This window comes from Bacillus cereus group sp. N11 (assembly GCF_016483605.1).
Taxonomy (GTDB): domain Bacteria; phylum Bacillota; class Bacilli; order Bacillales; family Bacillaceae_G; genus Bacillus_A; species Bacillus_A toyonensis.
The window spans coordinates 67,067-90,506 of the sequence record NZ_JAEHBN010000004.1 but is presented as its reverse complement, the minus strand read 5'-3'; the positions used below and the strand labels follow the sequence as shown (position 1 = coordinate 90,506).

The window sequence follows — 23,440 nt, the reverse complement described above, 5'->3', positions numbered from 1 at the left end:
TTCCTTCCTTTTATTGCAAGAGTATTGTTAGAAAAAAATTCTATTATGAAAACAGGATTTTTTTCACTTACTAATTATTTTTTCAAATGATCCTAAACTCTTTTAAAGCAAACGAAATGCCACCTTCACTTGATTTCTTTGTAACGAAATCAGCTTTTGTTTTTAACTCTTCTCCACCATTCCCCATCGCAATTCCTAAACCTACATACTGTAGCATTTCAATATCATTTCCACCATCTCCGAATGCCATTGCTCCTGACTTACAAATATTTAAATGTTCCAATACCTTTTGGATTGCAGTTAGCTTCGATACTTTATTATCTTCCAGCACATTCATAACATAACCATGAAAACGTTCAAACGTAAGCATTGGATATCTTTCAAAAAATTTTTGAGCTTCCATTTCATCAGCATACAGACATATACAATACATCTCTTCTGATAAGTTTCTAACTTTATCAGGATACCGCTCTAAATTTAAAGTTTCGTTTAATGCTCGTATTACACGTTCATCTTTTGAGGCTATACCATTCATAGAAAATTCTTCTGTAAAGTAAGAAACACTATGACCATGTAATTCAGCGAAATTTGAAATATCATGAACAATTTCACTTGAAAGTATCGATTTATGAATAACTTCTTCCTTACACTTTATATGTCCACCATTTGCAGAAATAAATGTGTCTATGCCTAGTTCTTTAAATTGTGAGCATAAACTATATGGTCTCCCTGTTGTAACAACTACGTGAATCCCTTTATCTATTAACCTTCTTATCACTTCTTTTGTACTTTCGTGCATACTTCTATCAATCTCACTTAAAAGCGTACCGTCAACATCGAAAAATACAACTTTATACATAAGTCTCTACATCCCGCCTAAATGATTCGTATCATTAATGAAATGTACCGTTTTTTGTTCACCATCAATTTCAATTAAACTTATTCCCGTATCTCCTATTTTAAAGTAATAATCCATTGAAATTGGCATTTGGAAAAATGCTCGTAATAGACTATTTATTACACCACCGTGTGCAACGATTGCTATCTGATCATATGTATTCTCTGTCACGATTTTAGAAAAGATTCCTTCTATTCTCATTCTAAATTCAATAAATGATTCTCCATTTTCAAAACGGTCATGAAGAAACTTTGGCTCAGGATATTTTTTCGCTTCTTCAAAAGATAAACCGGCTTGCACCCCATTATTAAACTCCATTAATTCCTCTTCTAATTGAATTGGACAACCAATTGCTTCCGCTAATGTTTCACCAGTTTCACGGGCACGTTTTAATGTACTTGCCCAAATGAAATCTGGTGGAAAGTCAGCCTTCACTTTCTGTATAAGTCTTTGTACTTGCTGTCTTCCCTTTTCTGTTAATTCAAAGTCAGCTCTTCCTTCATGTACATTCAGGATGTCCGCTTCGGATTCTCCGTGTCGTATTAATAGTATTTGCATTCGTTCCCCCACTCCCTGATTTAATGTTCAGAAGATTACATTATATCATATTTTTAACTTTTCATAATAAAAAAGGAACGGTCTCCCGTCCCTCACCCATTTACCTTCTCCGCATCATTCCAATAATACTTACTAAGTGCTTCCGTTAATACATCAATTGTGTTATATAATTCATCTAACGTATTATCCACACCACCAACTTCAATTAACATCGCGTTTTTAGATAAATCTTGGTTATAAACGCCGTTTCCATCTTTTTTATACTTCGGAAAAATCCCTCTACTTAATCCGTAATAGTTTTCATCTAAATAACTATTGATTGCTCTTGCAATTTTTTCGTTTTCAGTACGTCCTTCATTTTCCATCCCAATTATAAAATATAATCTTGCATACGATTTCCCGTTAATTACTTTTGTAGTTACTTTCTTGCGCTGATCATCACGGTGTATATCAATTGGAAAAGTAATTTTATTATTTTGTGCTAATGCTTCCTTTACATATCCATGAGATGCTGTATACGATTGATACCATTTCCATTTTTTACTTGCCAGTAAATCACCCATATTCGTTTTATCATGAACTACTGGAATTCCTTGCTCTTCAAGTTGCTCCTTCATACGTTTTCCTAATAAGGACACATTTACATCTGGACTCGATGGATCGGTAGCTCCTGGTAATAAAGGAAAGAAGGATTCCCAACTATGTGTATGGTAAATGTATACTGCATTTTCACCTTTTTTCGTTCCGTTCTTTTTCTGCACCGGATTATTCTTTTCTGCTTCTGTAACTTTATCTTTTGCTACCTCTCGCTCTTTCGTTACTTCTTCAATCGGTACACTAGATTCATTCGGGATATTCGTAAAGTTTGTCCCTTCCCCAGCTACGATAATGTTAGAGTAATACTTTGACATACCAGGTACTTCTTTACCGACAAATGTTCTTAAATCTTTAATTTTCAAATCTGTCGCAATAGAGAACATCAAATTCCCAACAGACTCCCGTTTATTCTGCTTAAAATAATCAAATCCATAATAGTGATTCTCACTTTCTATCATTTGAACAAAACCTTGCATAGACACTTTTCCAAACCATTGATTCGCATAACTTGATTTCATTGTATGTAAAAGCGACGTCAAAATTGACGCGATAATTATTACTATTAGCGCATATAAAAAAAGTAACGAGATTAGTTTTTTCCCATGTATACGAGTTGCATACTTTTTCACTGTATCACCTTCTTTATACATGGATATGTACAAGCCTTTCGTAATATACGCACAAAAAAGAGAAATGGCATCCCATTCCTCTTCCTCACTCTTATTGTTCTTTACCTGTATCATTTGAAGGCAATTTCTTCGCTTGTTTTTCTTTAAAGATTTCTCCGATTGCCCCAAGAGTACCAAGTGTTTCAATTGCATTAGATGGAATAAAGACTTTATTTGCTGGTCCTTTTGCAACCTCAATCAATGATTCAAATGATTTATAAGCAAGTACGCGTTCATCTAAATCTGCTGCACGAAGTAATTCAATTCGGTTTTGTTCTGCTTTTGCGATTTCTTCAATTGCTCTTGCTTCCCCTTGCGCTTCTAATTCTTTGGCTTCTTTTAAACCTTCAGCTTCTCGAATACGTGCTTCTTTATCCCCTTCGGCCATCAAGATTTTACTTTGTTTTTCCCCTTCCGCACGAAGAACTTTATCTTGTTTTGCTGCTTCAGCTTCTAAAATAATCGCACGTTTATTACGTTCTGCTTTCATTTGTTTTTCCATCGATGCTTGCACATCTTTTGGCGGGTTAATGTCTACTACTTCAACACGCTCAATACGAACGCCCCATTTTTCTGTTGCTTCATCAAGCGCTAAGCGAATTTCTGTTGAAATTTTTTCACGACCAGATAACGTTTCATCAAGTTCCATTTTACCGATAATTTGACGCATCGTTGCAGAAGTAATGTTACGAACACCATATTCATAGTTTGAGATACCATATGTCGCAAGTTCAGGTTCGACAATTTGATAGAAAATAATTGTATCAATTTCTACTTGTACGTTATCTTTCGTAATTACCTTTTGTGGTGGTACATTCGTTTGTTGAATACGTAAGTCGTGATATACACGAACGCGATCTACAATTGGGATTAATATATTTAATCCTGGGTGCATAATACGCTGAAACTTACCAAATCTTTCAACAACCCCAACTTTTTGCTGAGGAATAATTTTAATTGTTAATGCGATAAATGTAACTACAATTAGCGCGAATACAATTGTTAACGTTAATGCTATCATATTTATTCACTCTCCTTTTTTACTTGTAATATAGTACTATGCCTCTTTATAACAACGACTTTTTCTCCAGTGTCAATCGGAACATCTGCAATAGCTGTCCAAGTATCTCCATCCACCTTCACAATACCGTTCGTTTCATTTGTAATCGCTTGCACAACAATTCCTTTTTTACCGACAAGCATATCTACTGTATCCGTAAAACCTTTTGCTTCTCGAAAGTTTTTTGAAATTCTTTTCGTAAAGAATGTCAATGTTAAACTTACAATCGCACCAACAGTAACTTGTAACAATAGTGCATCCGGAGCAAATAAAGCAATAAGACCTCCGACAACAGCTCCAATTCCAAGCCAAAGCATATAAAACGTTATCGACAACATTTCCGCGATAAATAAAATACCCGCTATAATAAACCAAATCACCCAACCAGCCATATGCAACCCTCACTTTCTTTCTCATTTTCTATATGTATATGAAGAAAAGAATGGTTTATCCGCCCTTTCTCATACTTGGGCGTTTACTGCAAGCTATCGTACATATTCGCTGTTACAATAAGTATTAATAAAATACTATATCAATATATTCTTCATTATACATGAAAATTCCTTTCAAAAAATGACAAAAAATTTAATTCTTTTAAAATTATTTTTTTCAGTTTATAATAATTCTAACTCGAATTTGTATTTTTTTGGAAGGTGATATCCTTAATGTGGAATCATTCAATATCATACTATTTAGGATCAAAAATCTGTATTACTCTTGCTGACATCGTTTACATAATGATTATTACAACTCATATCTATATATCAACTAAATCAGCTACTATTACTGCCCTTTTTCCATTATTACAAGTTATCACAAATTTGATCGCAAACATATCTGCACCACTTATAATGAATCGTTTTTCATCTTATTCAGTACTTTTTATATTACAATGGACAAAAACTGCCCTATTCATGTTATTAACGCTATTATTTCCGGTCCTTTCCAAAAACATTGTAACTCTATTAACTTTCATTTTTTTCATTTCTTTATGTAGTGGGTGGAGTGCTCCATTACTATACAGTATTGTTCCACGCCTAACACCAAAAGAAAGATTAGTAAAAGTAAATAGTATCTTTTCCTTTTCATCACAAATTGTACAAGCGGCAGCTTATTCATTTACAAGTATTATCGTTCTGCTCATTGGCGCTACTTCTACATTCATGATTACTATTATTTTAATGATTTTCGGATGTATTGCATTGCATATTTCATTACATTCCATCCATACCGAACGAGTAACAGAGCCTTCTTCTTCAAAAAACACAGCTTTATTTGAAGGCTGGAAACTATTATTTCATCATCCTTCTTTGCGCACAGTTACATTAATGGACTTAATTGAAACTTTCGCAGGGACGATATGGATTGGCGCTATTACGATGGCATATGTAACGACTGTTCTGCATAAAGGAGAAGAATGGTGGGGATATATTAACACAAGTTATTATGTGGGCACGTTAATTGGTGGTCTATTAGCGTGGAAAATAAGTACATATATTCAAAAAAATTTAATACGCTCCATGGCGATAGGATCACTTATATTTAGTATTCTTACATTTTTATATGGTATAACAAGCAGTGGATTTATTGCGCTTTTCCTATGTGTTCTAATGGGACCATGTTATCAAATTAGAGATATTTCTCAAACGACGGTTTTACAATCTAGTGTCGCCCCTTCTCTATTATCGAAAATGTATACAGCACACGGCGCCCTTCTTTCAACAGCTTCTGGTCTTTCTATGCTTAGCGTTGGCATTATTACTGATATGTTCGGTGTTCGTACGATTTATATGATTGCTTCTTTTCTTATTTTATGTTCTGCCTGTTTATCTTTTAGCCTATTAAAATATCATAAGACAGAGCAGAAAGATATTTCACTTTAATCAATAAATCAAAAAGGACAGGAAATTCCTGTCCTTTTGTACATTCTATTCATGACAAGTTGGGAATTTCTCTATGCTTTGTCGCTTGTTCAAAAGCGTACGCTAGTTTAATTAATATTCCTTCACGAAAAGCAGTACTTGCAATCGTAATTCCAAAAGGTCTCCCGTTTTCCATATACCCTGCTGGTATTGCTATAGACGGATAACCTGCTTTCGCACATATAGTAGAGCCTATATAAGACGGAAATAGTATCGCATCAAGATTATATTTTTCCAATGCAAAATCAATACCTTGTTTTTGCGAAAAATATATATCTTCTAATCTTGCATGTAAATATTCTGGATTTCTTAACGTATTAGGATAATCTTTTCTTCCCTCCAACTTAGTTTGTCCATATTTTAAAGCTCTTTCTGCTATGTTTTTATTAAACGCCATTAATTCTGAAATAGAATGTACGGGAATAGTAGAAGGTAATTTTGAAAGATAGTTATCTAAACTATGCTTCAGCTCATAAAGCGGAACTCCCCAGCTCCATTCTCTATGAAAGGAAGGAATATCAATATTTTCTACTACTGTCGCTCCCTCACTACGTAATACTTGGATCGTGTCCTCAAACAAATTTTCATCATACTCACCATTTTCGTAATAATCTTTTGGAGCATTACTATAAACACCAATCTTCGCTCCCTTTAAACCATTAACATCAAGATAAGATGTATAATCTTCATATGCCATACCTTCACTTTTATGAGTAGCTACATCTTTCTCATCCACTCCAGTTAAACTCCCTAGTAAAATAGCGGCATCTGTTACTGTTCTAGCAAATGGTCCCGCTGTATCTTGTGAATAAGTGAACGGAATAATTCCTCTACGACTAATTAGACCGACAGTTGGTTTAATGCCTACTACAGAGCTTTGAACAGCTGGACTCAAAATAGAGGCATCCGTTTCTGTCCCAACAGATAATACTGTAAAATTAGCGGCAACTGCTATTGCGGCCCCTGTACTAGAGCCACCAACAAACATATCATCCGTGCCCGTTCCATATGGATTGATTGTTTGACCACCTCTTGCACTATATCCAGCCCACATTTCAAAAGACATTGCATTTGCTAACTCTGTCATATTCGTTTTACCTATTATCACCGCTCCTTCCTCTCGCAGTTTTGTAACGAGAAATGCATCTTCGCTACTTATATTTTGTTCTAGGGCAATCGTACCTGCACTTGTATGCATGGAATCATTCGTTTCAATATTGTCCTTTAGCAAAACAGGTATACCATGCAATGGTCCCCTTACACCTTTTATCTTCCTTTCATAATCTAACGCTTCTGCAATAAAAATAGCATCCGGGTTTATTTCTAAAATAGAATTAATTTTCGGTCCACCTTGATCATATTGTGCAATTCTATAAAGATAATATATAACTAATTCTTTGGAAGATAACGTCCCTTCTTCCATTGCGGTCTGTATATCATGAATTGTTAATTCTTTTTTTAATACTGGATTAAACTGAATTTCCATTTATATTCTCCTTTATATCCCTTTTAGTTTTTACGAATACTTCTTACTTTTTCATTTTTTCACCTCAGCCTATTCCAAATTAATATCCCTTTAAAAAGTTTCAACTTACTTTTTAATACACCTTTAATTTCCCGAAAAATAAAAAGAGTCTGAAACGATTCATCCTTCGCTTCAAACTCTTTTTATTACTGTGCATATACCACATCTAACAAATGTAAAAACTCTCCCTGTTTTCCTGCTAATTCAGGGCATTTTGCAATATCAATCCATTCGTAGCAAAATACTAAACCTTCATCTTCCTCACCGGCACTTACTATATGTTCCCAAGTATCTTTTACATTCGTTAGTAATGTTACGTGGAAAAAGTGGCGTTTTTGATATTCCTGTTTTTCCTTCACGTGTATGATGTAATCTGCTAGGAAACGCTCTATACATAAATGACGTAATCCAGATTCTTCTTGTACTTCACGTAAAACTGCTGCTTCTAACGTTTCTCCTTCATCAACTGTTCCCCCTGGCACTTGGATACCAGCTTCAGGTATATCACGATGTTTAAAAACAAGTAATTGCTTCATCCCTTCTTTTTCTCTTGTAATATATGCATGTACTTTTTTCTTATATAACATCGTCATTATATTTCTCTCCCCTCAATTGTTCACTCTGTTACTTCTTCAAGCGTCAGTTGATTTTCATATAAATATGTAGCTTGTGGATTTCCCACATACCTTACGTGCCATGGTTCAAACCGATAGCCCGTAATTGATTCTTTTTCTTTTGTATATCGAATCACAAAACCAAATTTATGGGCATTTTCAGAAAGCCACTGCCCCTCTTTCGTCTCCCCAAAAACTGTCTCTAACTGAAATTTAGCAGATTGCGATGTAATATCCATAGCTAGTCCAGTTTGATGTTCACTCGTACCAGGAATCGCGCTAGACATCGCAGTTTTCGCTTCTCCATCTTGTTTTTTATACATCGTATTTAATGCCTTTTGTCGATCAAAAGATCTAAATCCAGAGACTGCAAAAAGGAAAATACGCTCTTTATCAGCTTGTTGAAACATGTCCTCAAGCGCACTAGCTGCCTCTTTCCTCATTTTTTTCTTTTCTTGATCACCTTCACTAGAGTAACGTACTTTCGGAATAACTAAATCTGGCGGTCTATACCCATCTGGTAAACGCCTACTTTTATTCACAAGTACAAGCGTCGAATTTGGATTACTAATTACCGCAATATCCCCATCCATATTCGCAATCGTTTCTTTCGCTTTCGGAAATATGTTATTTACATTCACTTCCTGTGCCTGCTTATCCTTATACATTTTATAATTGATTCCTGCTACTCCAACAATGAGTATCGCCGCTACGATACCAAGTAGTGTCCATCTTTTTTTCATATAACGACCTCTTATTTTAATAATTTGGCCATTTCATACTCATCAATGTTTTGTCCATCGATAATAAGAGCAGCTTTTTTGACACCCTCTTTCTCAAAGCCTTCTTTTCTATATAGTGCCTGAGCTCTTGTATTGTGGGCCATTACCGTTAATTCTAAACGCCATACATCATGTAATCTTGCCCACTTCTCAACCTCTTTAAACAAGCTCGTTCCAATACCACGCCCACTACACTCTTGCAATATACCAATTACAATGGCTGCAACATGTCTCTTTCTTTGTATGTTATTTCCATTCACTAAAATAAATCCTACTATTTTCTCTTCTTCAATCGCTACAAATATTGTTGCTTTTTCATTCTGTATAAATCGATGAATCATTTGCTCTTGTTGCTCAACTGTAGTTTTTCTTTCTCCTGGCTCGTATAACATAAATTTCGTTTCTTCATCTAATTGCTTACTTAATTGCAAAAATGGGGCTGCATCTTCTACTTTGATCTCCCTAATCACTTAAATCACCCTACCTATTTCATTGTGAAAAATTTTCCTTGTAAAAAGATTTTCTCCATTATTGCGAAAATCCCTTTCTAATTCCCCTATTATAAATAGACAAATTTCGATATTACTATAGCAATTATAAATTATGTCTATAATGTGACATCTTATCATCCTCGTTTCATGACAAACAAAAAACGTAAGCTTTACACTTACGTTTTCCCCTAATTGATGTAGGCTGATAACCATTGGCAATGCCCACCACTCATTCAAATTTCACTTTATCCATTCACTTTTTCCGCTTGCCAAAAATATTCACCAAATGCCTTAGCAAGTGCATCAATTGATCGATTTAGTTCTTCCTCTGTATTATCTACCCCGCCAACTTCAATTAATATCGCTTGTCCTGATAGGTCTTGATTGTAAACTCCATTCCCTGTTTGGAATCCTTTTTGAATTACACCACGGCTCATTCCCGGATATTTCTTACTAATCGTCTCGTGTAACGCAGTTGCTAATTGTAAGTTTTTTTCATAGTTTTTGTTACCTTTCCCAATTACAAAAGCAAGCTTAGCATACGATTTATCTCCAATTGTTTTTGTTGTTACATTTTTCCGTGCACTATCACGGTGTAAATCGAAGAAGTATTGTAATTCTTTATTACCAGCCATCGCTTCTTGTACAATTTCCCGTGACATTTTGTAAGAACTATTACTATTTAACCCTTTACTAATTAACCTTTGACCAACGTCAGTCTTATCGTTAGTAGATCCGATTCCTTCGCTTTCTAATTGTTCACGAAATCGGTCGCCGACTATGGAAATATTCGTTACAGAACTTGTCGCTTTATTCGGGTTTGGATCATTCGTTAAGTTCAGTAACGGCAAATAAGATTCCCAGCTATGCGAATGATATATAAATGCAACTTGTCTTTTTCCAGTTGTTTGAGCTGGTTGTTTTTTCTCTTTATTCGTATCAGGCTTTGGCGCTTGTCCACCTTCTCCAGTCCGTTCTTTCACTACTTCTTCAAGAGGAACACTCGACTCTATCGGTAAGTTAGAATAATTTGTTCCCTCACCTGCGATAACGATTTCTGTATCGTACTTACCAAAGCCAGGAAGCTCTTTTCCGACAAAACTACGTACATCGTTAAAACGAATATTCGTAGCCATAGAAAAGAGAAACGAAGAGATTGAAAAATCTTGATTCAAATTTCGATACTCTTGTGTAAAATAATGATTTTCTTTTCCAAGAACATACATGTAGCCATTCATCGATAACTCATTTAACCAATTATATAAATACGTTGACTTTGTCTCTTTCATAGAGGTTACCATCATACTAATAAGAAAAAAAGTCGCTAGTACCGTAGTAATAATAAATAAAACTAACTTACGTACACTTGTAAACTTCACATAAAAAAAGCCTCGATTCATACTATCACCCTCTCTATTTCAAGTTATGTACAAGCTCTAGAGAATAGACCGTTTAAATTCCGGCTATATTGTTAATGAGGTGAAATGAATTGAAGCTATTAATAGGAATATTACCAATCGCTCTATCATTCATTTTTTATTTGTCCGCTAAACATCCAAAAGTCTCTATTGTGTTACATATTTCTGCGTATTTAGCACTGTATGTACTCGGTACAATTATTTCCATTAATATATACGATGTTTTAATACAAGATTTAGTTTTCATGACGAGCATTCATGGAATTTTACTGAATCCATTTTTCCTTATTGCAGGAGCGTATATAGGAACATACACTTTGTACCTACTTTTGTCTCACATTATTATGAAAATAAAAAATGGAGCGTAACGAAATGCAGCCACCGTTCATTTGTCATACATGTAGAAAAAGAATTACACGAAAGAAAGACCTTATTACCACTACACGGTACTTCCATTTTTATTTATTTCACAACAGTTGTTTTAAGCAGCAACAACTTTTCATCCCACGTTTTATCCCTATGAATACACTTTTTTGTTTCTTTCTAATTATATACGGCCTTATTGTTGGTAGCATTCTTATGCTTACGGAGCCGTCTATCATTTGGCTTATTTTTTTGCTTCCTATTTTATATCGATTTCTTTCATATTATTATGTTGAACGTTTTTTCTCTACATAACGAGTGGACTGTCCTCTCGGAATACTTAAACATTCCCACTCATTTTCTTTTAACATTTTACCGATGTAAATAATCTGTCCAATATGCAAAGCATAATGAGAAATTTGCCTTTCAATTGCTTGCAGGACCGTATGTGCTTCACCACGAATGTATACCGTCTTCAATAGATCTTCCGGCATTATAGTATTCATCGTATTAAAAACATATTCCCATCCTTCTTGCCACGCTGCAAGGGCTTCTTCCTTTGAAGAATAGCCTCCTTCAAATTCACCATCTCGGTCACGATCAACTTTTTCACCATCAGATGCTAAAAAATCCGTCCATCTGGAACGCATATTACCGTGCAAATGTTTCATTATAATCGCTATGCTATTTGTTTCTTCATGAGAAGACCATTGTATTTGTTCGTATGATAATTGAGAAAGTGCCCGTTCTCCTTGCTGTTTTGTTGTTTTGAAATTAGAAATGACACATTGTAAATATTCTCGTCCGATATCCATATTGTCCCCTACCCTCACACTAACTAATTTTCGTTCCATTTGGCAGTTCCATATTAGGCTGAAGCAACACAACATCACCAGCTTCAGGAACTCCTCCTAATACAAGCACTTCCGATTTAAATCCAGCTACACGCTTTGGCGGAAAATTTACAACAGCAACAATTTGCTGACCAATTAAGTCTTCTGGATTATATCTCTTCGTAATTTGAGCACTTGACTGCTTGACCCCAAGCTCCCCAAAATCAATTTCTAGTTTAATCGCTGGTACTCTCGCTTCTTTAAATTCCTCTGCCTGTGTTACTGTTCCAATTCTTACATCAAAAGTTAAAAAATCTTCAAAATTAGCCATTTTATCATTCCTCCCAATTATTACTTAGACAAAATACAAAAATCCCCTTTAAAAAAAGAAAGGCGCCTAAGCACCTTTCTTTTGTAATTCACTTGATTCATTTGATTTATAGAAGAAGAAACCAAGAATTCCGCCAATACATGATGGGATTAACCATCCTATTCCTTCTTTATATAATGGTAACATTTGAAGTACATTAGAAATCGCATCAATTTTAATGTTCGCACTTTCTAAACCGTTAAAGAAACTAATTAACAACGCACCTAAAATCGCCCCAATGTAAATTGTATTACGCTTCCCTATCCATTTATGGAAATATGAAAGAACGATTAATACAATTGCAACTGGATAAATGATCATTAACACTGGTAATGTTACTGTGATTAATTGTGTTAACCCTAGGTTAGATACAATTAAACTAAATACACATACCATAGTTACAATCGTTTTATGCGAAAGTCTTGGGAATAAGTTTGTGAAGAAGCCAGCACACGCAGATGTTAATCCAACAGAAGTTGTTAAACAAGCGAGTATAATTACAAGTCCTAATAAAATTTTGCCACTTGTTCCATACAACTCATTTACAACATTCGTCAAAATAAGACCACCGTTCTCCGACACACCAAGTGATGTACTTGTAGATCCGAGATATGCAAGTGATAAATATATTAACGTTAAGCCTAATACAGCAATAATCCCTGATACAACTGTTATTTTTGCGATTTGTCCGCTCTCTTTTATCCCTTTTGAGCGAATAACTTGTACTACAACAATCCCAAACACAAGTGCACTAATCGCATCCATCGTTAAATATCCTTGAATAAATCCACCAAAGAAAGCATTCTCTTTATAAGCAGCTAAAGGTGCAGCCGGTTCTCCAATTGGATCAATAATTGCTTTCCCGACAATAACAGCAACAATTAATACTAATAATGGTGTAAGAAATTTTCCAAACCAATCGACTAATTTAGATGGATTTAATGATAAATACCACGTTATTCCGAAGAAAAATATAGTGAAAAGAAATAGCATGTACCACTCTGAAACCATTGCATCTGATAAAAACGGCTTCATACCCATTTCAAACGAAACGGCTCCCGTACGCGGGATTGCGAAAAATGGTCCAATTGCTAAATAACTAACCAATGGGAAAATAAACGCAAATATAGGGTGAACTCTAGAAGATAGCGCTTTCAAGTCCCCCTCTACAAACGCGACAGCTGTTACAGCTAATAGGGGTAATCCGACTCCCGTTACAAGGAATCCTATCGTAGCAATCCAAACATTCTCTCCTGCTTGTTGACCTAAAACTGGCGGGAAAATTAAATTTCCTGCTCCTAAAAATAATGCAAATAGCATTAAACCAATTGCTACCGTATCACCTGGCCTCAATCGTCCCTTCATACTCTTCATTTGCATAGCACTTTTTCATTGTTTATCTTTATTTTCACAATATGCTATGCATCCTCCTCTCTGCTCAAGATGATAAAATATGCCCCTTACAAAGCAGTGTCTTTCTCCATAATTTCTCCATTCCCCTTATTATTACTCTAATTATTAATCTCGTCATTATTTTTTGTTTTTGATTTTTGATTTTTTTGAATATTTAAATCATTAGAGTGTTATTACGTGGAGTATAGTTGTCAGACCTCTTTGTTTTTATCACACATATAGTAACATATTTAGTTGAAAAATAAAAACATATTTTCAAATTGATTTTTTTGAAAATCAAAATTATCTACATTTTATATTCTTTCACACAAATGTTATTCGAGCACTAGACTCATTCTATATTATTATTTTAAAATAATTCCAAAAGCCATCTAACATATGTTAGATGGCTTTTGCATGTTACTCTATCGTTTCTACTTCACGTGGATTATTCATCTCTTCTACATACACAACTCTAAATCCATGATCTTCTAAATCTTTTTGAAGTGTTTCTAATTCACCATCTTCAAACTCTTCTCCTAATGTAAACATAATTCTACGAACTAATAGAGCATCATTATCAAAAGTCATTAAACTTTGAATACCAGTGTATTTCTTCAAAACTGTCGATAACTTTTGGATCGCTCCATTATAGTCTTGCGTTCCAATCATGACAGAATATTTACTAGAATGAACGCCCCATGCATCTTCTAATAACTCAAAAACTTTTTTATGCGTTAAAATTCCAAGGAAAATTCCTTTTTCGTCAACTACTGATAAATAAGGTAATTTTTTTATTGTAAAAAATACTTTAAAGAAAGATGAATCTTCTCTCACAAATCCTTCTTTATCGTTCAATAATTGTATTACACTTTCGTCAAGTGATCCTTTATATTCTAAAATATCTACTTTATATATATTCCCTAAAAATTTCTCTTTTTTTTCATCTAAAACTGGTACACAACGATACCCTGTTTTATTTAAATGCTCCAATGCTTCTCCTATCGTAATCGAACTTGAGCACAGTAAAACTTCCCTTTTCGGCACGTAATTCCCTTTAATCCTCATAAAAAGCCTCCTTATGTTAAAATACTTTCTGTGCCATAACTATATTATATATTCAGAAAAAAATAAATAATTTATTTTATTTTTCTGAAAATTATTCATTTTCTTGTCATAATTTATTCATGAATCCTTCACTTGCATATCTTCACTAGGAAAGCCTCTCTCTGAATGACTTAATGAAAAAGATATTGTAACTTTATTAGAAAAACGCTAAAATAAGAATAAGAATTTTCTGAATATTCAAAGAGTAGGTGGTTATATGTCTTTGTTACGCTCGCATATATGCAAATTTATAATTGGTGTCATTGTTATTTTTCTCATAAGTCCTATCCCAGCTCTTTTTATTACACATAATTATTCTTATCAAAATGGCTTAATAAGTATTTTCCAAAACTTCGATCAACTTTCTTCTATATCAATTCCAAAAATTGATTGGATGCATGAATCTATTTTTTTCTCAGCAAATCAGATGATACATACTTCTACTCATTCAACACCACTATTCCCTTACATATGGGAAATATATTTTTTATCAATTGTTCGTTTCACTTTCACTCTTGCAATTGGCTTCTTTATAAGTTTAGGAATCGGTCATCTATTTTTAAAAGCACCAAATTCAATTAAAAAGATCACTACTTTCCTACACTGGATACCGTACTCTTTTTGCACTGTATTTTTACAATGTTCTATCTTACTACTTCTTCTCTATATTGCAAACTTTATAAAGTTTTCTTATTTCTCATCTTTGATCATCGTATGTAGTACCTCTATGATTATCGTTATGCAAGCAATAAAGAAATGGCTCCCTTTCCTGTATAACACAAGTGAATATGAAATGAAAAATTCTGCTTTCCTTGTTGATACATTATTTTTAGCACTTACTTCGAATCATAAATCTATTTTAAGTTCTATTATTTTTTCCTTTTTAATTATGGAATGTACTTTTCACTCGAGCGGATTATTACAATTTATCGTTCAATTTGGTGGTACTGCACCTGTAATTGTCACAATCGGTTTACTACTATTGTATATCCCATACAGCGTCTTATCTTTTCTCCAAGCACTTTGGACAACAAACTACTCTAAACAACAAACATACACTATAACACGAAGTATCCCAAAACCGTAAAGTTACATAGCCCTCTATATTCTGAAAGTAGAGGGTTATTCCTTTTGTATCGAGGACAAAATAACAACAAACTCTAAAACTACACTATAAACATGCCAATATTTACCCTTTTCCTTTGACTATTCTTTTCATTTGGATTTATTATAAAAGTATAACATAATTGCAGGAGGTGACATCTTTATTTCAAACTTTGGAATAGAGAACACACTTGGACATATTAAATATTTTTCTCATCTTTGTACTTATTCTTATTTCGGGCTTTTTCGTTGCATCAGAATTCGCTGTTGTAAAAGTACGAAAAAGCCGAATTGACCAACTTGCAAATGAAGGTAATAAACAAGCTTTAGCTGCAAGAAGTGTCCTATCTAATTTAGATGTTTATTTATCTGCTTGTCAGCTCGGGATTACGATTACTTCTTTAGGGCTTGGTTGGCTTGGTGAACCGACTGTGGAACATATATTACGACCGCTTTTTGAAAAAATCAACATGACTGGAACAATGGCTAACACGTTATCTTTTATTATTGCTTTTAGCGTTATTACATTTTTCCACGTTGTATTAGGTGAATTAGTTCCAAAGTCTTTCGCAATTCAAAAAGCAGAAGCAATCACACTCAAATTTGCCAAACCACTTATTTTATTTGATAAAATTATGTATCCGTTCATTTGGCTACTCAATAGTGCAGCTATATTTTTCACAAAACTACTCGGTTTAGAGCCAGCGAAAGAAAATGAACTTGCTCATTCAGAAGAGGAATTACGACTCATTTTAGGTGAGAGTTTTAAAAGCGGAGAAATAAACCAAACCGAATATAAATATGTAAATAATATTTTTGAATTTGATGACCGGGTTGCAAAAGAAATCATGGTCCCTCGTACTGAAATGGTTTGCTTATCTACCGAAAATACTTTAGAAGAAAATATGGATATCGTCGCAACTGAAAAATATACACGCTATCCTATAATTGAAAAAGATAAAGATGACATCATCGGGATGATAAATACGAAAGAAATATTTCATGATCAAACGAAAGGTATTTATAAACCACTTGAATCTTATATACATCCCGTACTAACTGTATTTGAAACTGTTCCAATCCGTAAAACATTAGTACATCTTCAAAAGAATCGCGTTCAGATGGCAATCATTATGGATGAATATGGTGGTACTGCTGGGCTTTTAACAATGGAAGATATTCTTGAAGAAATTATTGGAGAAATTCAAGATGAATTTGACGCGGATGAATCACCTATGATTGAAAAGCGTACCCCGAAGCTTACTGTTTTAGATGGAAAAGTACTCATTTCTGAAGTAAATGATATGTTTGGCCTACATATTGATGATAGCGATTTAGATACAATTGGAGGCTGGCTCCTCTCTCAAGCGGTTGACTTAAATATTGAAGCTGGTTATTCTATTGAATATGCTGGGTTTCAATTTAAAGCATTAGAACTTGATGGACATCAAATCAAAAAAATTGCTGTACATAAATTAGATATTAAAAAGGAGTTATAAAGTGACTGTTTTCTTAACAATCTGTATCATTGCCTGTTTCATCATTTCATTTCTCGCCTTTATTTACCCTATTATCCCAGGTATCTTAGCTGTATGGGCTGGATATTTGATTTACCATTTTGGTATAAATGGCGGGGAACTAACAATTACTTTTTGGGTCATTCAAGCCATTTTCACCCTATTCATTTTCGTCGCTGATTTTATTGCTAATGGATATTTCCTAAAAAAATATGGAAGTTCAAAATGGGGCGAACGTGTCGGTATGATTTCTATCATTGTTGGATCGTTCTTCTTCCCACCTTTTGGTTTAATAATTATACCGTTCTTATCGGTATTTTTCACAGAGCTCATGCATAAAAAGACGCCAAAAGACGCCTTTCTAGTAGGAGTTGCTACTGTAGTTGGTTTTTTAAGCAGTACTGTAGCGAAAGCTATTCTCCAAATCATTATGATTATCATTTTCGTATGTTATATCATCTTTTAACCATCCCGCTTTTGGGATGGTTTTTAATATGAAATACCAACTCGACTATTTTCATATATATTTTCATTGCATAAACCCCATGTAAAATGTGCTGTATCACCAACTGTAATTTTCGCTCCATCTTCTGGCAATATATGTTGTTCAGTGCGATATACCCCCGTTATCTCACCGTCTATTAAATGCGTCGGACAAACAATGGTCCAACATAAATCACTATTATGAAGCGCCTTATATGCAGCTAAATGATCCTCTGCTGCTGCTGTCGTTTTCCTTTTTGATTCCGATGATTGGAAACGATATACATTTGGATTTGTTCTCGCTTGTAAAATACCAGCTGTTCCTATCGTAATAATTTTCTTAACGCCTTCTTTTTCCATATACTTTATAATATTTGGCATACTCTTTGCTAATGTCCCATTTCCATCCGTTCCAAGAGCGCTAATTACGATATCACATCCTTCTATCGCTTTCTTTATATCGTTTTCGTTTAATATATTTCCTTCTATAACATGTAACCTGTCATGTTCTATTTCCATTCTATTTAAATCACGAACGAATGCCGTCACTTCGGATGAATCCTTTAATGCTAATTTTATTATTTCCGAACCTACTCTACCTGTCGCTCCCAATACACATACTTTCATTTGTTTACTCCTCTCTCATTCTTTCTCTATTTTTTCAATACTCTCAATCAATATACAACAAAAAAGCTTCCTCATATATAAGAGGAAGCTTTATTATTACTTTATTTCTTTTCTTTAGAATCAGTAGACTTCTCTGTTCCACTTGTTTCTTTATCCTTTTTCTCATCCTGTTGTGTTGTTGTGTCTTCTTCTTTCTTCTTGTCCTCATCTTTACTACAACCTACCATTAATAAAGAACTTGCAAGTGCCATAGCAGTTAATGATTTAACCCATTTGTTCATTTGCGTTTCCTCCCTTTGATAGAATATGTACAATCCCATATTACTCTCTATTTTTAAAGGAAAGATTGAAAAATAGTAAATATACGGTAAATGTTTGTAAATTTTCTAATAATAATTACATTTAGCCCTTTTCTCTGCATGAAAGTAAAAAACTAGGGCGACAACTATTCCGCCTTAGTTTTTTATGCAAATTTCTCGTTTTCATATACATGTGTAATTTTATATTCCTTCTTCACAACATATTGCCACACACTATAAGCGTAACGATTCATTTTCAGGAAACAGTTTTCCAAAAACGAACGAAATTCTGGATTTGCAACTTCCACTGCAACTTGAGCAAACTTCAATGCTAATCGTTTCAAATGTGAAATATAACAGATTGCAATTTGGATATCTCCTGTATATGTATTATCTATTTCCTTTTCCATTTCCATTTCAGACCAATGAAACAAAATTGGTTCACATGTTATATGCTGTACATTTTCTCCTTCTTGAAAATTCACTTGTTCATTATATGCTTGTAACATATACGGTAAATGGTGCTGTATTATATCCTTTAATTCTTCATCCCGGATTTTTTCAGTATACTCTCCTACTTTATAAATTAACATGTAACTATACTTCATTAATTCTTTCATACAGTCCATTGAAGTTCCTCCCTTCTTTTGTCTATATGCTATAAATATGACGCTAAAACATTCGCTATTCTTGCTAAAAACCAATCCCATTTACTAATTCCCTCAAAATCCTGTTCAGAAAATCGTTTTGATTTATGAAAATCCTCCTTTAATCGACTCCATACGTCAGCAACAACTGTTTTGTCATATATGAGACAGTTAGATTCGCAATTTAAATAAAAACTTCTATTATCAAAATTTGCTGTACCGATATCAACAATTTCTCCATCAATGATCGTTACTTTCCCATGAAAAAATCCATTGCGATATTGATAAATTTCCGCTCCAGCATGTAACATGTCTTTCAAATACGGATAAGCAGCTTGTTTTAACAATACGGCATCACTTTTAAATGGCACGAGAATTTTTACATTAACACCGCGATGTAATGCATCTTTTAACTCTTTCATCATTTCTTTACTTGGTACAAAATAAGGTGTAGCAATTATTAAAGACTTTTTAGCCTGCTTTATAAGCACCCCATATTTCTGCCATAAACCTTTTCCATTTGAAAACAAATATTGATATTTTACATTTCCTTTTGCAGGTAAACTTTCATGTGCAGGCATTTTTTCCCCGGTATCTTCTTTCCAATCTTTAGCAAATTTTCTTTCCATATCAGTTGCACCATTCCCAGTGATACGTACATGATAATCACGCCATGGACCAAATTTCGGATTTTGTCCAAGGTATTCCTTTCCGATATTAAAACCACCGACGTATGATACCTTTCCATCTATCGTAACAATGCGTCTATGATTTCGTTGATGCAAAGAATAGAATATATTTTTCAGTTTAGGTTTTTTACTAAATGTGAACTGGACACCTTTTCTTTTTAATTGATTCAGTATCTTTTTCTTCAGCTTATATCCACCTATACGGTCGACTGACAACTTCACTTCTACCCCGCTAGATGCTTTTTTCTCTAATAACTGTAAAAACTCTCTGCTTATTTCATCTTTACCTACAATATAAAAATGAATATATATATACTTTTCCGCATTGTTTATATCCTCAAATAATCTCCTATATAACTCTTCTCCGTTCGTATATAGTTGAAATTCGCCTAATCGAACTTGTCCTAATTCATATTCACTAGCCATTTTTTTCCCCATTTCCACATCGATGTTCATCCATATGAATACACCTATAAAAAAAAGGATTAGAGCGAAAAAGTGCTTCATGGATAATTTCCTTTCTCCACTTACTGTTATTCCTATATCTTCCCTTTTTTTATACATAATCATTCAAGAAAAAATGTCCTTACATGATATATGTCCATATCAAACAACAGCTCATTTGCATATTGTATGTTGTATCTTAAAATAAAAGGAGGAAATAACAATGGGCTTCGCACATGGTAATGGATTTGCGCTTTTAGTCGTATTATTTATCCTCTTAATCATCGTCGGTGCTGCTTGCTTCTGCTAAGTAGTTATTGTCATATGATATGTGGATGAAAAAACTATAAAAGCGGACACCTATTTTTAGGTGTCCGCTTTTTATTTTAAAACCATTATCGTTTGTTATGGTAACCTTAACGACTATATATTCAATTCAAAAAGTTAACAATGTGGCTACTTTCTTACTCTCTGCCTTACGAATATTACGCTGTTCCGCACGTAATACAGCAATACGATGTAATTCTTTTTCTTCTTCTGTTTCAGGAATAACTCGTGGTACAGGAACTGGATTATTTTCCTTACTAAGTGCAACAAATGTAACAAATGACGTTGCAGCTATACGCTTCTCACCTGAAATTAAGTCTTCAGCCACTACCTTCACAAAAACTTCCATTGAAGTTCTTCCCGTCCAAATTACAAAGGATTCATAACTAACGCAATCAGATGAACGAACAGGATGTAAGAAATCAACCCAATCCATAGACGCTGTGACACATTCTTTTCTTGCATGTCTCGTTGCTGAAATAGAAGCAACCATATCCATCTCCGCTAATATTTTCCCACCAAATAGTGTATTATGATCATTTAAATCCGTTGGAAATACTCGGCTCGTTTTAAACACTCTAGACTCATTAGCTGTTTTTCCCTTTACTTCAGTCATTGTTATCGCCCCCTTGATTAATTATCCTGCTATTTGCGGGTAGTAAGACTCCCAGAAGAAATTAGGTGGAAGTCGGGCTGTCCGTATACTTTCAATGAGTTCAACTAATCATGTACTGTTCACTACACTAAATGAACTACACGTTTAATATTAACAACATTCAGAACTTTTAGTCCATAAAAAAGAACCGATGTTATCAATCGGCTCCTCTAAATACATATTGTTCTTTCGGCTGCTCAACTTTATTCCATTTCGTTACTTCTAAAACGGGAATATTGGCATGGAACGGCTGATAAAACTCCGTTGTTATTTCTCCTTCTACTTGGATCCAGTCATCATTATTCCACTCTACCCCTTCTGGTTTTTTCACTAACATACCATATACACCAGAATCCGCTACACAGTGTATAATACCGAAACGGAATAAGAAGTATTGTTCTTTTTTAGAAGAATCATCTCTGAACACAAACCCTTTAAAAGATAATTTTTTCCCAGTAAACTCGCCAGGATAGTTATAAATCGTCTCCATACCCTTTAAGAAATCTTCATCTTTTAAAGTAATACTGTCTTTCGTAACAAACTCTTTCTTCCCTTTTTCCATTACACCACGGTATCCTTCTTTCCCGTAATAAATGCTCGTATCAGGTCTTAGAAATTGCCTTGTCATAAATGGATCTTTACTTTCTGCTTGCGCCACTGGAAAATGGAATCCCTTCGCCTTAACAATATCGGAATCTAATGTTGCAATTGGGAAAAACAATCCTGTAATGATTGGAAAACAGAATAATGTGTAAGAAAACACTTTTTTCCACCATGTATTCTCATCTTTCGAATGATCATGCCCGCAGTGACTATGATCGCAACCACAATTGTGCTGATCTTTTTCTTTTTGATGTTCTTTTTGGAAAACGATAATAATTTGAACAATCGTTAAAAACCCTAAAATAATGGCTGCTGTTGTTGATAAGTAGGCATACTTCATATTGATATACTTCGTAATATTACCAGAAATATGAAGCTGCGCAATTAATATTGTAAAACCTAATAATATATATGCTCGAAACATAACCTACCACCCCATCGCATAAATGAGTAGTGAGCTTGCATAAACAACAAGTGTAACTGTAACTATAACGACAATTACAAATTTTGTTTTAAACGTCGCAAGCATCATAAACATATTTTTAATATCCACCATCGGTCCATATACGAGAAACGCGACGAGTGATGCTGTTGAAAATGTACTTTGGAATGACGAAGCAATAAATGCATCTGCTTCTGAACAAAGTGATAATATAAAGGCAAGTCCCATCATTACAGCTGATGAAGAAAACGGCCCTTGTCCGATAGCAAGAAGTGTTGAAGTTTGTACAAACGTTTGAACCGCTGCTGCAATTAACGCACCTAGTACTAAGTATTTTCCCATTGAGAAGAATTCCTCAACTGCGTGCGTACATACCTCCCACATTTTTTTACGTAACGGACGCTTATGATTCACTTCTGGGAAGTGATCATCTCGTAATTGATGTTCTTTAAACATAAATGATAATATAATTCCAACGATAATTGCTACGATAATCGCTACAATAGAACGATACCATACCATGTGCATACTACTTCCAAAAGCGACATATGTAGCAAATAGTACAACCGGATTAATAATCGGTCCAGTTAACATAAATGCAATCCCTGCGTATGGCGGAACGCCTTTTCCGATTAATCGTCTTACAATCGGAACAATTCCACATTCACATCCTGGAAACATCATGCCTAAAAAAGTAGCTAGTAAAACTGACAGAAATCGGTTCTTCGGCATCCATTTTGCCACCATATCTTCTGTCACAAACATTTGAATGAATCCTGAAATAAATACACCAATTAGCACAAACGGAAGTGCCTCGATTAATATTGAGATAAAAATTGTATTCATTTGCAGGAATGCTTTCGGTAATTGAAACAATTCCATGATGTATTTCCTCCAACTTTTCTTTAACAATATGTAATTTTAACCCCATTTTATTAATTGGACAAGGCTTATACGGAATTCATAACCTTCATACACATTACATTTCACATGTTATATTCTATT

Annotated in this window: 28 protein-coding genes; 7 read left to right on the top strand and 21 right to left on the bottom strand. The window is 34.2% G+C overall.

What is annotated here, in order from left to right; translation table 11 throughout:
• Window positions 1–82: 82 nt before the first annotated feature.
• From JDS98_RS08245 to JDS98_RS08225, 5 genes are all read right to left on the bottom strand, one after another.
• Window positions 83–859: a Cof-type HAD-IIB family hydrolase gene (locus tag JDS98_RS08245; RefSeq protein ID WP_087970096.1), complete on the bottom strand. Its 777-nt coding sequence runs from the start codon at window positions 857–859 to the stop codon at window positions 83–85.
• A gap of 6 nt (window positions 860–865) precedes the next feature.
• Complete coding sequence (locus tag JDS98_RS08240) at window positions 866–1,456, bottom strand: histidine phosphatase family protein (RefSeq protein ID WP_199633774.1); 591 nt, start codon at window positions 1,454–1,456, stop codon at window positions 866–868.
• 92 nt (window positions 1,457–1,548) lie between these two features.
• A complete protein-coding gene (gene spoIIP / locus JDS98_RS08235; RefSeq protein ID WP_306472800.1) occupies window positions 1,549–2,796 on the bottom strand; it encodes a stage II sporulation protein P in 1,248 nt (415 codons plus the stop codon).
• Window positions 2,774–3,742, bottom strand: coding sequence for an SPFH domain-containing protein (locus JDS98_RS08230; RefSeq protein WP_199631387.1), 969 nt, complete (start codon window positions 3,740–3,742; stop codon window positions 2,774–2,776). Before JDS98_RS08230 ends, spoIIP (JDS98_RS08235) begins: the two co-directional genes overlap by 23 nt.
• Before the next feature lie 2 nt (window positions 3,743–3,744).
• Window positions 3,745–4,173, bottom strand: coding sequence for an NfeD family protein (locus tag JDS98_RS08225; RefSeq protein ID WP_000929499.1), 429 nt, complete (start codon window positions 4,171–4,173; stop codon window positions 3,745–3,747).
• A gap of 273 nt (window positions 4,174–4,446) precedes the next feature.
• Here JDS98_RS08225 and JDS98_RS08220 point away from each other — a divergent pair, with 273 nt between their 5' ends.
• A complete protein-coding gene (locus JDS98_RS08220; protein WP_199631386.1) occupies window positions 4,447–5,664 on the top strand; it encodes an MFS transporter in 1,218 nt (405 codons plus the stop codon).
• Window positions 5,665–5,713: 49 nt separating this feature from the next.
• On the opposite strand, the gene JDS98_RS08215 is transcribed toward JDS98_RS08220, so the two are convergent.
• From JDS98_RS08215 to spoIIP (JDS98_RS08195), 5 genes are all read right to left on the bottom strand, one after another.
• A complete protein-coding gene (locus JDS98_RS08215; protein ID WP_199631385.1) occupies window positions 5,714–7,189 on the bottom strand; it encodes an amidase family protein in 1,476 nt (491 codons plus the stop codon).
• A gap of 185 nt (window positions 7,190–7,374) precedes the next feature.
• Complete coding sequence (locus JDS98_RS08210) at window positions 7,375–7,821, bottom strand: NUDIX hydrolase (RefSeq protein ID WP_097854932.1); 447 nt, start codon at window positions 7,819–7,821, stop codon at window positions 7,375–7,377.
• Between the two features lie 23 nt (window positions 7,822–7,844).
• A complete protein-coding gene (locus tag JDS98_RS08205) occupies window positions 7,845–8,585 on the bottom strand; it encodes a M15 family metallopeptidase (RefSeq protein WP_016091007.1) in 741 nt (246 codons plus the stop codon).
• Window positions 8,586–8,596: 11 nt separating this feature from the next.
• Window positions 8,597–9,094 (bottom strand): GNAT family N-acetyltransferase, encoded by a 498-nt coding sequence (locus JDS98_RS08200; RefSeq protein WP_199631384.1) that lies wholly within the window; start codon window positions 9,092–9,094, stop codon window positions 8,597–8,599.
• Window positions 9,095–9,360: 266 nt separating this feature from the next.
• A complete protein-coding gene (spoIIP, locus tag JDS98_RS08195; RefSeq protein ID WP_001079305.1) occupies window positions 9,361–10,515 on the bottom strand; it encodes a stage II sporulation protein SpoIIP in 1,155 nt (384 codons plus the stop codon).
• A gap of 89 nt (window positions 10,516–10,604) precedes the next feature.
• Between spoIIP (JDS98_RS08195) and JDS98_RS08190 the strand changes: the two genes are divergently transcribed.
• Together JDS98_RS08190 and JDS98_RS08185 are read left to right on the top strand one after the other, a co-directional pair.
• Window positions 10,605–10,901, top strand: coding sequence for a hypothetical protein (locus tag JDS98_RS08190; protein WP_000770731.1), 297 nt, complete (start codon window positions 10,605–10,607; stop codon window positions 10,899–10,901).
• Window positions 10,902–10,905: 4 nt separating this feature from the next.
• A complete protein-coding gene (locus JDS98_RS08185; RefSeq protein ID WP_044810160.1) occupies window positions 10,906–11,211 on the top strand; it encodes a hypothetical protein in 306 nt (101 codons plus the stop codon).
• On the opposite strand, the gene JDS98_RS08180 is transcribed toward JDS98_RS08185, so the two are convergent.
• The 4 genes from JDS98_RS08180 to cbpA form a co-directional block, all read right to left on the bottom strand.
• On the bottom strand, window positions 11,184–11,750 hold the full coding sequence (locus JDS98_RS08180; RefSeq protein ID WP_199631383.1) for a DUF1572 domain-containing protein: 567 nt from the start codon (window positions 11,748–11,750) through the stop codon (window positions 11,184–11,186). The two genes, JDS98_RS08185 and JDS98_RS08180, sit on opposite strands and share 28 nt — an antisense overlap.
• Window positions 11,731–12,060 carry a chaperone CsaA gene (gene csaA, locus JDS98_RS08175; RefSeq protein WP_001263027.1) on the bottom strand — a complete coding sequence of 110 codons (330 nt, stop codon included), beginning with the start codon at window positions 12,058–12,060 and terminating at the stop codon, window positions 11,731–11,733. The genes JDS98_RS08180 and csaA overlap by 20 nt, the downstream gene beginning before the upstream one ends.
• Before the next feature lie 66 nt (window positions 12,061–12,126).
• The gene (brnQ4, locus tag JDS98_RS08170) at window positions 12,127–13,464 is read right to left on the bottom strand and encodes a branched-chain amino acid transport system II carrier protein BrnQ4 (RefSeq protein ID WP_395935011.1); all 1,338 of its coding nucleotides are present in this window, start codon (window positions 13,462–13,464) and stop codon (window positions 12,127–12,129) included.
• Window positions 13,465–13,911: 447 nt separating this feature from the next.
• Window positions 13,912–14,559 carry a cyclic di-AMP binding protein CbpA gene (gene cbpA / locus JDS98_RS08165; RefSeq protein ID WP_001220521.1) on the bottom strand — a complete coding sequence of 216 codons (648 nt, stop codon included), beginning with the start codon at window positions 14,557–14,559 and terminating at the stop codon, window positions 13,912–13,914.
• A 256-nt stretch (window positions 14,560–14,815) separates the two neighbouring features.
• Here cbpA and JDS98_RS08160 point away from each other — a divergent pair, with 256 nt between their 5' ends.
• The 3 genes from JDS98_RS08160 (at window position 14,816) to JDS98_RS08150 (ending at window position 17,685) form a co-directional block, all read left to right on the top strand.
• Entirely contained in the window at window positions 14,816–15,685 is an 870-nt protein-coding gene (locus tag JDS98_RS08160) for a hypothetical protein (RefSeq protein ID WP_199631382.1), read from the top strand.
• 208 nt (window positions 15,686–15,893) lie between these two features.
• Entirely contained in the window at window positions 15,894–17,201 is a 1,308-nt protein-coding gene (locus JDS98_RS08155; RefSeq protein WP_000353739.1) for a hemolysin family protein, read from the top strand.
• Window position 17,202: 1 nt separating this feature from the next.
• Window positions 17,203–17,685, top strand: coding sequence for a DUF456 domain-containing protein (locus tag JDS98_RS08150; protein ID WP_000215663.1), 483 nt, complete (start codon window positions 17,203–17,205; stop codon window positions 17,683–17,685).
• Between the two features lie 23 nt (window positions 17,686–17,708).
• Here JDS98_RS08150 and JDS98_RS08145 read toward each other — a convergent pair whose 3' ends face one another.
• The 4 genes from JDS98_RS08145 to cls form a co-directional block, all read right to left on the bottom strand.
• A complete protein-coding gene (locus JDS98_RS08145) occupies window positions 17,709–18,329 on the bottom strand; it encodes an NAD(P)-dependent oxidoreductase (protein WP_097954772.1) in 621 nt (206 codons plus the stop codon).
• Window positions 18,330–18,430: 101 nt separating this feature from the next.
• Entirely contained in the window at window positions 18,431–18,610 is a 180-nt protein-coding gene (locus JDS98_RS08140; protein ID WP_001045958.1) for a hypothetical protein, read from the bottom strand.
• A gap of 182 nt (window positions 18,611–18,792) precedes the next feature.
• Window positions 18,793–19,257: a spore coat protein gene (locus JDS98_RS08135; RefSeq protein WP_199631381.1), complete on the bottom strand. Its 465-nt coding sequence runs from the start codon at window positions 19,255–19,257 to the stop codon at window positions 18,793–18,795.
• Window positions 19,258–19,286: 29 nt separating this feature from the next.
• A complete protein-coding gene (gene cls / locus JDS98_RS08130) occupies window positions 19,287–20,471 on the bottom strand; it encodes a cardiolipin synthase (protein ID WP_199633773.1) in 1,185 nt (394 codons plus the stop codon).
• Between the two features lie 160 nt (window positions 20,472–20,631).
• On the opposite strand from cls, the gene JDS98_RS08125 reads away from it, so the two are divergent.
• Entirely contained in the window at window positions 20,632–20,718 is an 87-nt protein-coding gene (locus JDS98_RS08125; RefSeq protein ID WP_000505094.1) for a YjcZ family sporulation protein, read from the top strand.
• 126 nt (window positions 20,719–20,844) lie between these two features.
• On the opposite strand, the gene JDS98_RS08120 is transcribed toward JDS98_RS08125, so the two are convergent.
• The 3 genes from JDS98_RS08120 to JDS98_RS08110 form a co-directional block, all read right to left on the bottom strand.
• Window positions 20,845–21,351: an acyl-CoA thioesterase gene (locus JDS98_RS08120; protein ID WP_000141169.1), complete on the bottom strand. Its 507-nt coding sequence runs from the start codon at window positions 21,349–21,351 to the stop codon at window positions 20,845–20,847.
• A 196-nt stretch (window positions 21,352–21,547) separates the two neighbouring features.
• The gene (locus tag JDS98_RS08115; protein ID WP_000488051.1) at window positions 21,548–22,417 is read right to left on the bottom strand and encodes a TIGR03943 family putative permease subunit; all 870 of its coding nucleotides are present in this window, start codon (window positions 22,415–22,417) and stop codon (window positions 21,548–21,550) included.
• Window positions 22,418–22,420: 3 nt separating this feature from the next.
• Window positions 22,421–23,317: a permease gene (locus JDS98_RS08110; RefSeq protein WP_087970089.1), complete on the bottom strand. Its 897-nt coding sequence runs from the start codon at window positions 23,315–23,317 to the stop codon at window positions 22,421–22,423.
• Window positions 23,318–23,440 lie beyond the last annotated feature (123 nt).